Source organism: Candidatus Pantoea persica (genome assembly GCF_013753875.1).
Lineage (GTDB): Bacteria > Pseudomonadota > Gammaproteobacteria > Enterobacterales > Enterobacteriaceae > Pantoea > Pantoea persica.
This window is the reverse complement of the sequence record NZ_SMDS01000022.1, coordinates 15,520-29,726: the sequence shown is the minus strand read 5'-3', so window position 1 is coordinate 29,726 and position 14,207 is coordinate 15,520. Positions and strand designations below refer to the sequence as shown.

General features: G+C 58.8%; 10 protein-coding genes and 7 pseudogenes. 8 read left to right on the top strand and 9 right to left on the bottom strand.

Going from position 1 to position 14,207, the window contains the following annotated elements; all coding sequences use genetic code 11:
• Positions 1-145: 145 nt before the first annotated feature.
• From EIO60_RS17000 to EIO60_RS14760, 7 genes and pseudogenes are all read left to right on the top strand, one after another.
• Positions 146-1,162, top strand: a complete 1,017-nt coding sequence (locus EIO60_RS17000; protein WP_374058208.1) for a tetratricopeptide repeat protein — start codon at positions 146-148, stop codon at positions 1,160-1,162.
• A 126-nt stretch (positions 1,163-1,288) separates the two neighbouring features.
• On the top strand, positions 1,289-1,456 hold the full coding sequence (locus EIO60_RS16995; protein ID WP_374058207.1) for a hypothetical protein: 168 nt from the start codon (positions 1,289-1,291) through the stop codon (positions 1,454-1,456).
• A 50-nt stretch (positions 1,457-1,506) separates the two neighbouring features.
• Complete coding sequence (locus tag EIO60_RS16990) at positions 1,507-2,232, top strand: hypothetical protein (protein ID WP_374058206.1); 726 nt, start codon at positions 1,507-1,509, stop codon at positions 2,230-2,232.
• A pseudogene (locus tag EIO60_RS16985) lies at positions 2,126-3,167 on the top strand (cellulose synthase subunit BcsC-related outer membrane protein). Before EIO60_RS16990 ends, EIO60_RS16985 begins: the two are co-directional and overlap by 107 nt.
• A 112-nt stretch (positions 3,168-3,279) precedes the next feature.
• The gene (gene hmsP, locus EIO60_RS14770) at positions 3,280-5,295 is read left to right on the top strand and encodes a biofilm formation regulator HmsP (RefSeq protein WP_258577245.1); all 2,016 of its coding nucleotides are present in this window, start codon (positions 3,280-3,282) and stop codon (positions 5,293-5,295) included.
• 209 nt (positions 5,296-5,504) lie between these two features.
• Positions 5,505-6,783, top strand: a pseudogene (locus EIO60_RS14765) (dicarboxylate/amino acid:cation symporter).
• Between the two features lie 209 nt (positions 6,784-6,992).
• Positions 6,993-8,387 (top strand): annotated as a pseudogene (locus EIO60_RS14760) (M16 family metallopeptidase); the annotation flags it as partial.
• A gap of 6 nt (positions 8,388-8,393) precedes the next feature.
• Here the strand turns inward: EIO60_RS14760 and EIO60_RS14755 are convergent.
• Together EIO60_RS14755 and kdgK are read right to left on the bottom strand one after the other, a co-directional pair.
• A pseudogene (locus EIO60_RS14755) lies at positions 8,394-9,048 on the bottom strand (alpha/beta hydrolase); the annotation flags it as partial.
• Between the two features lie 310 nt (positions 9,049-9,358).
• Positions 9,359-10,249, bottom strand: a pseudogene (gene kdgK, locus EIO60_RS14750) (2-dehydro-3-deoxygluconokinase).
• 280 nt (positions 10,250-10,529) lie between these two features.
• On the opposite strand from kdgK, the pseudogene pdeH reads away from it, so the two are divergent.
• Positions 10,530-11,054, top strand: a pseudogene (gene pdeH, locus EIO60_RS16980) (cyclic-guanylate-specific phosphodiesterase); the annotation flags it as partial.
• A 174-nt stretch (positions 11,055-11,228) separates the two neighbouring features.
• On the opposite strand, the gene EIO60_RS14740 reads toward pdeH, so the two are convergent.
• The 7 genes and pseudogenes from EIO60_RS14740 to EIO60_RS14710 all read right to left on the bottom strand — a co-directional run.
• A complete protein-coding gene (locus EIO60_RS14740) occupies positions 11,229-11,861 on the bottom strand; it encodes a hypothetical protein (RefSeq protein WP_258577244.1) in 633 nt (210 codons plus the stop codon).
• 81 nt (positions 11,862-11,942) lie between these two features.
• Complete coding sequence (locus EIO60_RS14735) at positions 11,943-12,311, bottom strand: Mor transcription activator family protein (RefSeq protein ID WP_258577243.1); 369 nt, start codon at positions 12,309-12,311, stop codon at positions 11,943-11,945.
• On the bottom strand, positions 12,305-12,727 hold the full coding sequence (locus tag EIO60_RS14730; protein WP_258577242.1) for a gp16 family protein: 423 nt from the start codon (positions 12,725-12,727) through the stop codon (positions 12,305-12,307). Before EIO60_RS14730 ends, EIO60_RS14735 begins: the two co-directional genes overlap by 7 nt.
• Positions 12,728-12,864: 137 nt before the next feature.
• Complete coding sequence (locus EIO60_RS14725) at positions 12,865-13,044, bottom strand: hypothetical protein (RefSeq protein WP_258577241.1); 180 nt, start codon at positions 13,042-13,044, stop codon at positions 12,865-12,867.
• Positions 13,045-13,060: 16 nt separating this feature from the next.
• Entirely contained in the window at positions 13,061-13,345 is a 285-nt protein-coding gene (locus EIO60_RS14720) for a LysE family translocator (protein ID WP_258577315.1), read from the bottom strand.
• 9 nt (positions 13,346-13,354) lie between these two features.
• Positions 13,355-13,651 (bottom strand): hypothetical protein, encoded by a 297-nt coding sequence (locus tag EIO60_RS14715; RefSeq protein ID WP_258577240.1) that lies wholly within the window; start codon positions 13,649-13,651, stop codon positions 13,355-13,357.
• 141 nt (positions 13,652-13,792) lie between these two features.
• Positions 13,793-14,146: pseudogene (locus tag EIO60_RS14710) on the bottom strand (DEAD/DEAH box helicase); the annotation flags it as partial.
• Positions 14,147-14,207: the final 61 nt, after the last annotated feature.

Genomic DNA, 14,207 nt, shown 5'->3' with positions numbered 1-14,207 from the left:
TGACAATCCGCAGATGCTGACGACGCGGCTGCGGCTGGCGCTGCACTAGGGCGACGTCGCCGCCGCGCAGACGCTGCTGGATCGGCTGAAGAAAACGGCGCCCGATGCGGCGGCGACGTGCGAATCTGCCGTCGGCCTGGCGCTGATGAAGCCTGAAGGCCGACAGAAACTGCAGCAGGTGCGCCTGCTCGCCACCTCCGGCCACCTCGCCGAGGCGAAAAGCGCCTATAACGCCCTGTTCAACGGCGTCTTTCCCGACGCTAACACCGCGCTGGAATACTGGCGGCTGCTGGAGCGTCTGCCGGGTCAGGAGGAGGTCGCCTATCAACAGCTTCAGGCGCTGGAGCAGCGCTATCCCGGCAATATCGGCGTCGAGCTGCAAATCGCGCGCATGGCCTTTGACCGTCATCAGCCCGCCCTGGCGGTGGAACCGCTGAAACGGCTGGCGAATAACAACGCCGGGCGCGACGCCGCGGCGGAACTCTGGCTACAGCAAATTACCAGCCAGCCGGTCAGCGATGCCAGCGTGACGCAGCTGAAGGCGTATCTCGCCGTCTTTAATGAGGGCGACGCGCAGAAGAAGGGGCAGGAGGCGCTGGCCAGTCAGCAGGCGCTGCTGGCCGATCCCGCCTACCGCGCGCGCATGCGCGGGCTGGCGCTGGTGGACGCCGGCGCCAACGCCAACGCCATAGAGGCGCTTAACGTCGCGCTAAAGGCCAACCCCAACGATGCCGAGCTGATGGGCGCGATGGGGCAGGCACAGGCGCGCGCTGACAACCACGCCGCCGCAATTCTCTGGCTGGAGCGCGCCATTCAGGTGGGCCCGGAGAGCACGCGGGTCAGCAAATGGCAGTCGCTGCTGCAAACTAACCGCTACTGGCAGGCGATCGACCAGGACGATAAAGCGCTGGCGCAGCACGATATCGACGGCGCGGAGCGCTACTATCGCGCGGCGCAGGCGCAGGCGCTGGACGCGACGGACAGCTACGCGCTGATCGGCCTCGGCGACGTGGCGATGGCGCGCAACAATTCGCAGAGCGCTGAACAGCTCTGGCAGCGCGCGCTGCAGCTCGACAGCTCGACAGCAGCAATATCACCGCGGTTCGCCGCCTGGCGGGGCTTTATCAGGCGCAGTCGCCGGCGCACGCCATGCAGTTTATAAACAGCCTGCCCACCGCGCAGCAGCGCGCGCTGGCAGATACGCTGCCGCAGCGACAGCCTGCGCGCCGAGGCCGACGCGCTGGCGCAGCAGGCGCGCTGGGCGCAGGCGGCGGAAAAATATCGCGAGGTGCAGGCGCTGTCGCCGAATGACGTCTGGCTCAGCTACCGGCTGGCGGGCGCGCTGCACAATGACGGCGCGGCGGCGCAGGCCGATGCGGTTATCGCGGCGCTGCTGCGGCAGCATGCGCAGGAGCCCGCCGCGCTCTACGCCGCGGCGCTCTATCTCTCCGGCTAGGATGACGACGAGGCGGCGCTGGCAACGCTGCATCGCCTGCCGCAGGCGCAGTGGAACAGCAATATGCACGAGCTGGCCGCGCGCCTGGAGCAGAACAAGGCGTTTGCGCGCGCCAGGCGCTCGCAGATTACCAGCAGGTGCTGACGCGCGATGCTGACAACAGCGACGCGGTGCTTAGCCGCGTTGAGGCGCTAGTGGCGCTGCAGCGGCACAAGGAGGTGCGCCAGGCGTCGCAGGCACTGCCCGCCGCACAGGCTGGCGACAGTGTGAACCTCGGCCGCCGCGTGGCGCTGGCGTGGCAGGCGGTCGGCGACGCCTCGCAGGCCGCGGCGCTGTTCGCCGGTCTGAAACAGCGCGCCGCGTCGCTGCCGCCTTCGAAGGACAAAGCGCTGGTATTTCGCAACGCGGCGCGTCTTGAACGCGCGCAGCAGCAGCCCGAGGTGGCGCTGGCGGACTACCGCCAGGCGATGGCCGCCAGCGGCATCGGCGACGGCGAGAATGTCAGCCGTCTGACGCGTAATAACGCGCAGGATGACTGGCTGAAGAGCAGCATCCGCAGCGACACCGCCGATCTCTACCGCCAGCAGGACACCACCCTGATGCTGGAGCAGGACTATTCGCGCAATAAGGGCACCGGCGGCGTCTCCGATTTCACTGCTCATACCACCCATGCTGCAGGCGGAGACGCCGCTGGCCGACGGGCGCGGCTTCTTGCGGCTCGATCGTGTGCAGGTCTCGGCAGGCACCTTCGCGACCAGCAACGGCAGCTTCGATGAAACCTTCGGTAGCTGCGACGACGCCAACTCAGGCGGCTGCAGCCGTGACGCCACCCAGCGCGATGAAGGCACCGCGCTGGGCGTCGGCTGGCGCAACGACGTCTGGTCGGCCGCTCTCGGTACCACGCCGCTCGGCTTCGAGGTTACCAACTGGGTGGGCGGCCTGAGCTGGGAAACCAGCGTGAAGGATCTCGGCGTGACGCTGACCGCCTCGCGGCGGCCCATCTCCAGCTCGCTGCTCGCCTATGCCGGCGCGCGCGATCCCGCCGCCAACGGTGGAAAAACCTGGGGCGGCGTGGTCGCCACCGGCGGCAGCATCGGGCTAAGCTACGACCAGGGCGGCGCGCACGGCGTCTGGGCCGATCTCAGCGCCCATCAAATCACCGGCAAGAACGTGGCGGACAACAGCCGCGAGCGCCTGATGGCGGGCTACTACTACAAGCTAATCAACGACGATAACCGTCGCGCCACCGTGGGGCTGAACACCATGCTGTGGCACTACCAGAAGGATCTCAGCGACTACAGCTTCGGCCAGGGCGGCTATCTACAGCCCGCAGCAGTACCTGTCGTTTTCCGTGCCGGTCACTTGGCGGCAGCGTGCCGAAAACTTGTCGTTCGATTTAGGCGGCTCGGTCTCCTGGTCGCATTCGAAAACGGATGTGCAGCAGCGCTATCCGGTCAATCCCGGCTATACGCTGGCCAGCAATCCCACCTCGTCGAGCAGCAGCAGCGGCGGGGTGGGCTATACTCTGCAGGCGGTGGTGGAGCGCCGCATTACGCCGCACTGGTTTATCGGCGCAGGCGTGGATATTCAGCAGAAGAAGGACTATACCCCGAGTCACGGGCTGCTCTATGCGCGCTACTCTGCCGCCGGCTGGGATGGCGACCTCGACATGCCGCCGCAGCCGCTGACCCCCTATGCGGATTTCAAATAACGGACGGCGCGCAAAACTCAGACTCCGGCAGGCAGTAAAAAAGCGTTATCCAGGATATACTTGCTGCGCGTTTTCCTGTTTGATAGCTGAGCTTTTTAGCCTGGAGAAGATTTTGCGCGTCAGCTGCTCACTTACGATAAAGCAAATGGCGACCGTGTCCGCCGTGGCGCTGATTACCGTCTGCATCTTTATCATCATCCAACTGTTTCATTTTGTGCAGCAGCGCAGGATTGACGACGCCCAGCAGATGGAGAATATCGCGCATACTGTGCGTCAGCCGCTCTCCGAGGCGGTACTGAGGGCGGATATCGCCGGGGCCGAGCGCATTCTGGAAACCCTGAAGCCCGCCGGCGTCCTGTCGCGCGCTGACGTGGTGCAGCCTAACGCCTTCCAAGCGCTGCATGCCAGCTTTGAAAACGAAAAGCCGATTCCGCGCCTGATCGCCCGGCTGTTTGAGCTGCCGGTGCAGATTACGCTGCCGCTCTATTCGGTGGAGAGCAGCGGCTCGCCCAAGCCGTTTGCCTATCTGGTGCTGCAGGCCAATTCGACGCGCGTCTACCAGTTTATTCTCAGCACCGTCTCTACCATGATCGTCACCTATCTGCTGCTGACGCTGATCCTCTCCGTGGCGATTAGCTGGTGCATCAACCGGCTGGTGGTCCATCCGCTGCGCAATATCTCCCGCGAGCTGCAGGAGCTGCCACCGCAAGCGATCCTCACCCACAAGCTGGCGCTGCCTCCGCGCCATCGCGACGACGAAATCGGCATGCTGATCCGCAGCTACAACCGTAACCAGCAGGTACTGGAGTCGGTGCATAATGAGATGAGCCGCCTTACCACGCACTACGCCGTGACCGATCTGCCTAACCGCGCGCTGTTCCTGGCGCTGCTGGAGCAGCATATGCGCAGCCACCGGAAAGGGTTTGGGCTGATGGTGATCCGCATTGAAATCCTGCAGGAAGCCAACGGCGTTCTCAGCGATGAACAGCACGACACGCTGATGCTGACGCTGGCGGAAAAAATCCGCAGCACCATTGACGACCGCACGCTGCTGGCGCAAACTGGGCCGAGCGACTTCGCGCTGCTGATGAAGCGCGCCAGCACGCCGTTCCGCGCCATGCGCCTGGCTCGCAACCTGATGATCCGCCTTAATCAGCCGGTGACGCTGCATCAGCTTCAGCTGCGGCCCAACGCCAGTATTGGCCTCTCGCTGCGCGACGAAGAGCGGCTCTCCGCCAACGAACAGCTCGATCGCGCCACGTCGGCGATGATGTCGGCGCGCCACCTCGGCAAAAACCAGATCCTTTTCTTCGACGCGGCGCTGACCGAGCGCGGCCAGAAGCGGCTGACACAGGAGCATGACATTCTGCAGGGCCTGCAGGACGATCAGTTCCGGCTCTTCCTGCAGCCGCAAATCAATATGCAAACCGGCGAGCTAGCGGGTACCGAAGCGCTGCTGCGGATGCGGATGCCGGACGGCAGCTTCGGCCTGCCGGATGAGTTTATCGTCAGCGCCGAGGAGATAGGCGTGATCGCCGCCATTGGGCGCTGGGTATTTGAAGAGGCGTGCCGCATTCTGGCCAGCTGGCAGGCGCGCGGCGTGACTATTCCGCTCAGCGTCAATATTTCCGCCGTGCAGCTGCTCGACGCCGGCATGGTGAGCCATCTGCAGGATCTGCTGGCGCGCCACCATATTGCGCCCGGCAGCTTCGTGCTGGAGCTCACCGAAATCGCGCAAATCGGCGACGCAGAGGTGGCGATGGCGCTGCTGTGCTCGCTGCAAAGTGCGGGCGTCGCGGTGGCGCTAGACGATTTCAGCATGGGCTACTCCAGCCTGAACTACCTGCATCAGTTCAAGTCGCTGCCGGTCAACAAACTGAAGATGGATCGCAGCTTCGTCGCCGCGCTGCCCGACGACGACACCATGGTACGCATTGTGGCGGCCATCGCCGAGATTATCAATCTCGACGTGATCGCGGAGGGCGTGGAAACGCCCGAGCAGCGCGACTGGCTGCTGGCGCGCGGCATCCATATCGGGCAGGGCTATCTATACGCCGAGGCGCTGCCGCTAGCGCGCTTCACCCAGCGCTGGCTGCCAGCTGCTAATGCTGACCCGCAGGACGCCTGAAACCTTGATTTCCCACGTTTTTTAGTTACAAAAGTCGTTGATGAAACGTTTCAGTTCATAATTGCTCCTGTAGAAATCCCTCAGCCTTTGTGAGCCTGTATTAATCCCGTTAACAGGGTGTTATTTTCAGCCAACCGCCAGCGCCCTGGAGCGCTGGCTTGCGGGTACAATAAAACGACAACCTCATAACCCTGTAGTGGACACCTGTTATGAAAACTTCACTCTTTAAAAGCCTCTATTTTCAGGTGCTGTTAGCCATCGGCGTCAGCGTCCTGTTAGGCCATTTCTACCCTGAACTCGGCACGCAAATGAAGCCGTTAGGGGACGGCTTTGTCAAGCTGATCATTGCGCCCGTGATTTTTGTACAGAGTCGTGACCGGCATTGCCGGCATGGAGAGCATGAAAGCGATGGGACGCACCGGTGCGGTCGCGCTGCTCTATTTTGAAATCGTCAGCTCCATCGCGCTGATTATCGGCCTGGTGGTGGTCAACGTGCGGCAGCCGGGCGCAGGCATGAACGTCGATCCAGCTACGCTGGACGCCAAAGCGGTTGCGGTTTATGCGCAGCAGGCGGAACAGCAGGGTGTGATCGCCTTCCTGCTTGACGTTATTCCCGGCAGCGTCATCGGCGCCTTTGCCAGTGGCAATATCCTGCAGGTGCTGCTGTTCGCGATTCTGTTCGGCTTTGCGCTGCACCGCCTCGGCAATACCGGCACGCTGATTTTCAACGTAATTGAGAGCTTCTCGAAGGTCATCTTCGGCATCATCAATATGATCATGCGCCTTGCGCCGATCGGCGCCTTCGGCATCATGGCCTTTACCATCGGCAGATATGGCGTCGGGTCGCTGGTGCAGCTCGGTCAGCTGATCGCCTGCTTCTATATCACCTGCGTACTGTTTGTGGTGATTGTGTTGGGTCTGATTGCGCGCGTCGCCGGCTTCAATATCTTCCGCTTCGTCGCCTATATCAAAGAAGAGCTGCTGATCATGCTCGGCACCTCCTCTTCCGAGTCGGCGCTGCCGCGCATGCTCGACAAGATGGAGAAGCTGGGCTGTAAGAAATCGGTGGTGGGGCTGGTTATCCCAATGGGCTACTCCTTTAACCTCGACGGCACCTCGATCTACCTGACGATGGCGGCGGTCTTTATCGCGCAGGCTACCAACGCGCATATGGATGTCTTCCACCAGATTACCCTGCTGGTGGTGCTGCTGCTTTCCTCTAAAGGGGCGGCGGGCGTAACCGGCAGCGGCTTTATCGTGCTGGCGGCGACGCTGTCGGCGGTGGGCCATCTGCCGGTCGCGGGCTTGGCGCTGATCCTCGGCATCGACCGCTTTATGTCCGAAGCGCGCGCGCTGACCAACCTGATCGGCAACGGCGTCGCCACAGTGGTGGTGGCGAAGTGGGGCGGCCAGCTGGATGAGAATCAGCTGAAGGTGACGCTTTCGGGCGACGCGAAGGCGAAAAAACTGCCGGAAACCTCCGCATAAGCGTTGCTTTACAGCTAAATCCCCCTAAATGCCCGCTGTCGCTTGTCCTGACAGCGGGCATTTGCATAATAATGCACACCTGTTTTTTCATGGTTTTTCACCTCGTTGCGCGATATCCGGGCCTTTCTGTGGTCAAAGACCTTGTTGTCGAAAAACGACGCGGCTTAGAACGAAAAACTCACCGCGTATTACAACGGCGAAACGTGCCGGTGATAACGGCTTTTAGATTAGAGGTTCACACGCAGGGCACCAGAATTCAGCTTTTGGTTGGAGGTTTAGCGTGGGTGGCCGCCAGTTTCGGCGCGTATGCCGAAACGCTGCAGCCCGATCCCGCCAGGCAGGAAGGGAAACTGGATAACGGATTAAGCTGGCAGCTGACGACGCCGCAGCTGCCCCAGCGATCGCATTGAACTACGGATAGTGGTGAATACCGGCTCGCTGGTGGAGAATACCCAGCAGAGCGGCTTTAGCCATCTTCTGCCACGCCTGGCGATGGTGCATAACGCCGCGCTTGATACCAACCAGCAGCGCGCGCTGTGGCAGCAGGCGATGGATCCGCAGCGTCCGCTGCCGCCCGCCATCGTCTCCTACGACTTTACCCAGTACAACCCGAGCCTGCCGAACAACCGTCCTGAGCTGCTGAAAGAGGCGCTGAGCTGGCTGGCGGCGACGGCGGGCAAAATGTCTATCAATGAATAGGTGGTCAGCACCGCGCTGAACGCCTCCGATCCCACCGTCACTTAGCCCGCGAACACGCAGGACGTCTGGTGGCGCTACCGCCTGAAAGGTTCGGCGCTGCTGGCGCACGACCCCGCCGATCAGCCGTGCGCGCCGATCGACCTCGCCACGCTGAATGACTTTTATCAGCAGTGGTATACGCCGGACGCCATGACGCTCTACGTGGTGGGCAATGTCGACAGCCGCAGCCTGGCGGAGCAGATCAATAAAGCCTTCTCCGGTTTGCAAGGCAAGCGTAGCAACCCTGCGCCGCTGCCGCATCAGCCCGTAAATCTGGTTAACGGCACCATGAGTCAGGATCGGCTGGCGCTGGTGTGGATACGCCCTGGCAGCCGATCCGCGATTCACAAAATCTGCAGCGCTACTGGCAGAGCTATCTGGCGCGCGAAGCGCTGTTCTTGCATTTGCAGCGCACGATTGGCGACAGCAAAGCGCAGAATTTGCAGGTCGGCTTTGACTGCTGCGTGCTCTACCAGCGCGCCCAGAGCGCCGTTAACCTTGATACGCGCAACGAATACCTTGAGCCTGGCTTGAATATGGTGGCGCGCGAGCTGGCGCAGGTGCGTGAGAAAGGGCTGCCGCAGGAAGAGTTCGACGCGCTGATGGCGCAAAAGCTGCTGGAGCTGAACAAGCTGTTCGCGACCTATGCGCGCACCGATACCGACGTGCTGATGAGCCAGCGCCGGCGTTCGTAGCGGAACGCGGTGGTGGATATTGCTCCGGAACATTATCAGAAGCTGCGCCAGCTGCTGTAGCAGGAGGTGACGCTGGTGCTGACGTAGCCGGAAGGGGAAGCGGAAAGCAACGTGAAGGGGCTGCAGGCCATCTGGGATAAAGTGATAGCGCCGCCCGCGTCGGGCGAGGCGGCACCGCTGCGCGTGCACGCGCGTCTCCAGCGAATAGGCTTCAATGGTTTTCACATCAGGCCAGGCGCCGAGCAGGCGCATGCGCGTGCTTTCATGCGCGATGCCGTCGCGCATGCTGATCACCGGATAGACCAGCACCATCGCGTCGGGACGTGGCGAGAAATTCCCCACGCCATCCTGTACCGGGTAAATTTTCTCGGCAAAGCGCGTGCCCTGGCTGGCGTCGACATGGCCACCGGCGGAAAAGCCCATTCACGATATATTTGCCGTTCAGGCCACGCTGGGTGCGCTCGCGCAGCACGCGAACCGCCCGCTGCGTGTCGGCCAGCGGCGCGTCCGCGCCTTCATGATGGCCGTCGTAGGGTAAACGATAGGTCATAACCGCCAGCGTATAGCCCATAGCGGTAAAGAAGGTGGCCAGCGCGCTGCCTTCGCGGTCAATCAGCACTCGCTGATAGCCGCTACCCGGCGCTACCAGCAGCGTGATGCCGTTGGACTCTTCGGGATGCCAGAGGGCGATTTCCAGGCAGCGCACGCCGGTCGCTGCGCGATCGTAAGGCTCATACTCTTTCGCCAGATCGACGATCTGCGGCTGCGCGCGCGAGTCGCTGGCGCCGGGCGCGTCGCCATTCGGCCAGATAGTGATGATTTCTGTGTGCATAAATAGATCCTGATGCGAGAGGTGTTGTCGTTATTGTTCGCGGCCGGATAAACAGCGTCCTGCTGTTGTTGAGGAAAAGATGGTCTTTTTTGCGGCGGTCGTCCATCCGAAAACGGGGCGTAGAGCAGGATTCAGACTATGCCTGGAGTAAGCAACAAGAGGGAATTCAGGCCGGAAAAAGCAGCTTTTCGCACACGTAAAAATTAGCGCCATTCACCCTCGAATAGCGGGCGCTAACGCAAATGCCAGGCTGTTTTTGCTGGCCTGGCGGCGCTGAAAAACAACCGGCCCCGCCTGCGCGGGGCGAGTTTTATTGCGGCATCGCCGCCAGCGGAATAATCGCGCCGCGATGCTGGATCACCGTGCTGGCCGTCAGATGCCCTAGCTCGGAGGACGCCTGAGGCGAGCCGCCCGTCAGGCGCTGCGACAGGTAGCCAGCGCTAAAGGAGTCGCCTGCGGCGGTGGTATCGATAATGCGCGCCGGATCGATACGAACTGCCGGAATGTCGATCAGCGCGTCGTCACCGATCGCTACCAGGCAGGATTCTGCGCCGCGCTTAATCACGATTTCACTGGCGCCCGCGCTTCGCGCGTGCGCTCAATGACCGCGCTGAGCGGATGCTCGCCCTACAGCAGATGCTCATCATCCAGCGTTAAGAAGGCTATATCGGTGCGCTGCAGCATGGCGCGATAAGCCTGCTGCGCGCTCGCTTTGTCGGCCCACAGGCGCGGACGATAGTTATTGTCGAAGATCACCTGGCCGCCGTTGGCGCGGCAGCGGTCCAGCAGCGCTATCAGCTTCTCGCGGCTGTCGGCAGGCAGAATCGCTAGGGGGAAATACCGCTGAGGTAGAGATAATCGTAGCCCGCCAGCTCATCAACGATGGCGGCAGACTGCGGGCCGTCGAGCCAGTAGCGCGCGGCGGCGTCGCTGCGCCAGTACCAGAAGGTGCGCTCGCCGCGCGCGTCGGTTTCAATAACGTAAAGCCCCGGCATTTTGTTTTCCAGCCGCTGGATAAGGCGCGTATGCATTTTTTCCTGCTGCTAGGCGGCGATCATCTGGTCGCTAAAGGAGTCACCTGGCGCGCCAGGTAAACCGCGGTGTTCAGCGTGTCGCCGCCAAAGCCGCGTTTGATGTTCTCACCCTTCTCGGACAGCTCAATCATGCACTCGCCGATAATGGCTATTCTTTTATGCGTCATGGTATTTGGCCTGTAGTGAAATAAGGCTTCAGTCTCGCGTCTGGTATGGCAGACGCCAATGGTTTTTAAAACGGTGTTTTTATTCCACTTAAGGTCAAAAAAGCTCTGCTTAGCGGTGATTTAGTGGAAAAAGCCAGGCTTTTTTACACGATTGCGCCTCTTCCTGATTGGTACACTCTTGAGTCTTATGTGACCAGAGACTGGATAACGTTATCCCGGCAACCGCCGATACTTGCCGCTGAGTTGTCACATGGCACTCGCCACCAACTAGGAAAACACCATGGTGATGAAGAATATTAGTCATCGGCTACCTTCTTCAACTGACATCAACCAACGACAGGAAGCGCGTCTCTTCTGGCAGCAATGCCAACGATTCTACACTTTCCAGCCGATATATCAGGTATCGGGCCGGTTGCTGGCAATTGAAATCCTGACCGCGGTAATGCACGCGACCACGCCGGAGAAGCGATTATCGCCGGAGTCCTATTTTGAAGCGCTGGGGATCGAACAGCGTCTGCATGTTGTCCATGAGCAGCCCACCCTGTTAAAGGAGTGGCACGCTTTTTTTGCCTGAACCAGGTGGTGGTGTCGATCAATATCGATGGTCCGACGCTGATGGCGATTCAGCAGTACGCGCCGATTCGTCAGCTTATCGCCCAGCTGCCGTGGGTGCGTTTCGAACTCACCAAGCACCAAGCACCAAGCACCAAGCACCAAGCACCAAGCACCACGCGCTGCCGCAGGGATAGATGATCCGCAGATGCCGGAGCTGGGACCGCTGTGGCTGGACGACTTCGGCTCCGGTGATAGGACGTGAGATATTTAAAAGGGAAACGTGCGATAAATGTGGATCTACCTGGGACAAACTGGATCTATCTGGGACAAGTCAGGGTGATTAAGTTACACATAGTGAAACAGGAATCATCACTCAAATTAATCGATTATTGAAATCATCTTGCTGCTTGAAGTCGTATCCGGTTCAGTCGGTAGAAGAGCATGATGGCTTTGCTTCTCTTCTCCTGATGTCTATTCTGGTAATTTGATCTGCAGGGATGTAAGTGGCAAGAGCGCCGTAGTCCTGATGAATAACATCCCCATACTCTAGCCACTCATCGCTATTTGCCGGACTGCTATGCGTGACATAGAGAATGACATCGCCGTTATTACCCAGTGTAAAAGGCCCATTTGGAAGTTCCTCGAAGCGCCCCGGCAATCGTGATAGCAAGCCCGAGCCATCCTTCAGTACCACAAGTAATTCGGTCGCCCGATAATCCGTCAGACCAAACATTTGCTGCCAGGCAGAGTGGGTACTGTCAGACCACGAGATATTATGCTGCCGGAAAAACGCGTACAACCGTTTACGCCACAATGCACCCAGGGTAAATGCTAACAATACGGTCGGCAGCGCTGCTGCGTAAGCATTGACGCCACACCAGAGTGTCACGTGGTATATTGCTGTCGGCAACAGGCTAAAAATCAGTGTGGAGAAGAGAATATCAATGGGTTTATGGTGCTCTTTCAGACCAACATTGGCAATAAAGTAGCTCATGTAGCCAGAGGCCAGCGTTACGAGTGTTGCCCAGGGTAAATCGAGCAGGGTTGAATCAAGCATACTTATCGCCTTTTCGTAAGCACTATCGCAATGATAATTGTAACAAAAAAACGCTGACGTATTGACAGTGTGTTTAAATCGTCATCTCGCCTGATTATCTTCAAACAGACTACCCTGGATGCGGGCCAGTTCTTCTTTTTTAACCCGTTTGATCACGGAATAAATCCACTGTAGTGAGACTTCGTACTTGCGTGCCAGGGCGCGATGGTTATGCCCATTAAAATCGGCAAATATCTCCCGGTCACGCTGATTAATTTGCCACATCAACCCCATCGGGAAGTAAACATTCTGCCCGCCCCAGGCCCGCATCATTTGGCTGGCGACGGCATCGCCTATCTGACTGGCAACAGCGGGGTCAACATCGATAATCTGTCTGACGGTCTGCGCCGTGTGTTCGGCCAGCTCAACCAGTAACTCCGGCCCTTTATTGCGAAAGGTATTTTCTAGCATGAGGTTGCCCTCACCACGCGTTTTTGCCACTGCTTGAGTTTCTCGATAACCTGGCTGGCCTGCTGGCTATCTAGCCAGTAAGGCGAATCACAGCCGGTTTCCCGTTTAACAAAGTGGGCCAGGGCTTTTGCTAACGCATCCTGGACAATGCCCTCCTGGGCCATTGCCTGCCACAGGGCCTGCATTTTCTGGATTTGCGGACGGTCGGTCTGCTTTTTCGTCATGGGTTGAGTCGGTTGGATACGAAAGCCTTGTGTCTTTAGGGCGTTTAACACTTGCGCCAGCTGACCGATATTCAGGGCTTTTGCTGATGTTTTCCCCGTTAGCCTGTGCAGCATCTGGCGGTAAGTCGTGTCGTCCAGTTTGAGGTGCTGGGCGGCAATATGGATTAACTGCAGGTACTTTTGTCGGGTCATCGGAGGCGTCCTTTATCGTCGTGGTCGGGGTCAGGATTCCTTATGCCATTAATAAAAAAATAATCCTTCGAGTTTTGAAGCATTATAAAATGAATATCGTTATTATTCAATTGAATGCATCAAGCGCGGTTTTTCCGCTATGACTTCTTCACACAAATCGCTTTGGCGTCGATATCTTTGAAGGTTTCAAATTTTTCTGCGAACTGTTTGGCGGCCTGTTGACAGGCGGTTGCCGTATCAAACTCCTGTGTATGCAGCGTGGAAAAAGCATTACCGGCATAAGGACTGGCGTAGAGCGCTAAAATTAATATCCACATCGTGATTTCCCCTCTTTTACTGAATTAAGGTCGGGTGTTCAACAAAACAAAGACTGACCGCAATGAACACCAGGAAACCGGCAAACAGGCGGTTTTGTTGTTGACGGGTTTCTGGCGATTGAAAATAAGGCCGCAAGCGGGCGGCAATGAGCGCGTAAAGCGTCATCATCGGCGCATCGACCATTACCATCGTCAGAGTCATAAGGGTAATTTGTGGCCCTAACGATTGGGACGGATTAAGAAAGACCGGTAGTGTGGCAAGTAGGAAGGCGAGCGCTTTGGCATTGGTGATGTCGGTCAGAAAACCCCATCAGAACCGTTGCGCACAGCGGGTCAATGTCACGACATCGTAAGCATCCATGATGACTGGTGCGCGCCAGGTTCGGTAGGCGGCAAACAGTAGCCAGAGTACGCTGATGCCTTTCAGCAACAGCCAGGAGGCCGCTGAAGCGCGTAACGCTTCCGTGCTCAGTGCCACAATGGGCACCATCAAGGCTAATGCCGAGGCCTGACCGGCAATAAGCGGTAGCGTCTTGTGCCATCCCCGCTGGAAGGCATGGTTAAGGGTGAGGATAGCGCCAGCGCCGGGTAATACGGCACTGAGCAAGGCACCCCCTAAAAAAAACTAACCAAAGGTCAAGGTTCATGGTTTATTTACCTCGTGCGTTTGATGATGGGGTGGTATTGATGGCGAATTTGTCGTGATACCTTTTAGTGGCACGACATCCCAGTTAAGTACCCAGGCGCTAGCCAGACCCAGCTTTAGACCTGTCGCCTGCGCCAGTGGTTCGGCATCGGCGTGGATCTGCACGGCCAGCTCTCGCGTTGGCGCTATGATCAGCGCGCGCGGCTGATTGATCTGGCGGTCTTCCTGCGCCGGGTGAGAAAGAAGATGATGAAGCGTTGACCTCAGAAACGCCATCGTTTTGCCGGTACCGGTTTGCGCCTGACCTGCGACATCACGTCCAGATAGCGTGAAAGGCAACGCCAATGCCTGAATAGGCGTGCAGTTATGAAAGCCTTTTTTATCAAGGTCTTCAATGATCTGAGGGTGCAGGGCGAAGTCGGAAAACTTCTGTTCAGTTAAGTGTGTTTTGCTCATAGTATTGTAGAATATTAGCTTACTATCGCTTTACGAAAGCTTATCCGATGAAATAAAGTCA

Excerpts from the sequence above, each read along its gene's own strand:
- EIO60_RS17000 (WP_374058208.1), top strand. The coding sequence starts at position 146 with ATGAAGCCTGAAGGCCGACAGAAACTGCAGCAGGTGCGCCTGCTCGCC.
- EIO60_RS14740 (WP_258577244.1), bottom strand. The coding sequence starts at position 11,861 with ATGCTTGATTCAACCCTGCTCGATTTACCCTGGGCAACACTCGTAACG.
- EIO60_RS14735 (WP_258577243.1), bottom strand. The coding sequence starts at position 12,311 with ATGCTAGAAAATACCTTTCGCAATAAAGGGCCGGAGTTACTGGTTGAG.
- EIO60_RS14730 (WP_258577242.1), bottom strand. The coding sequence starts at position 12,727 with ATGACCCGACAAAAGTACCTGCAGTTAATCCATATTGCCGCCCAGCAC.
- EIO60_RS14725 (WP_258577241.1), bottom strand. The coding sequence starts at position 13,044 with ATGTGGATATTAATTTTAGCGCTCTACGCCAGTCCTTATGCCGGTAAT.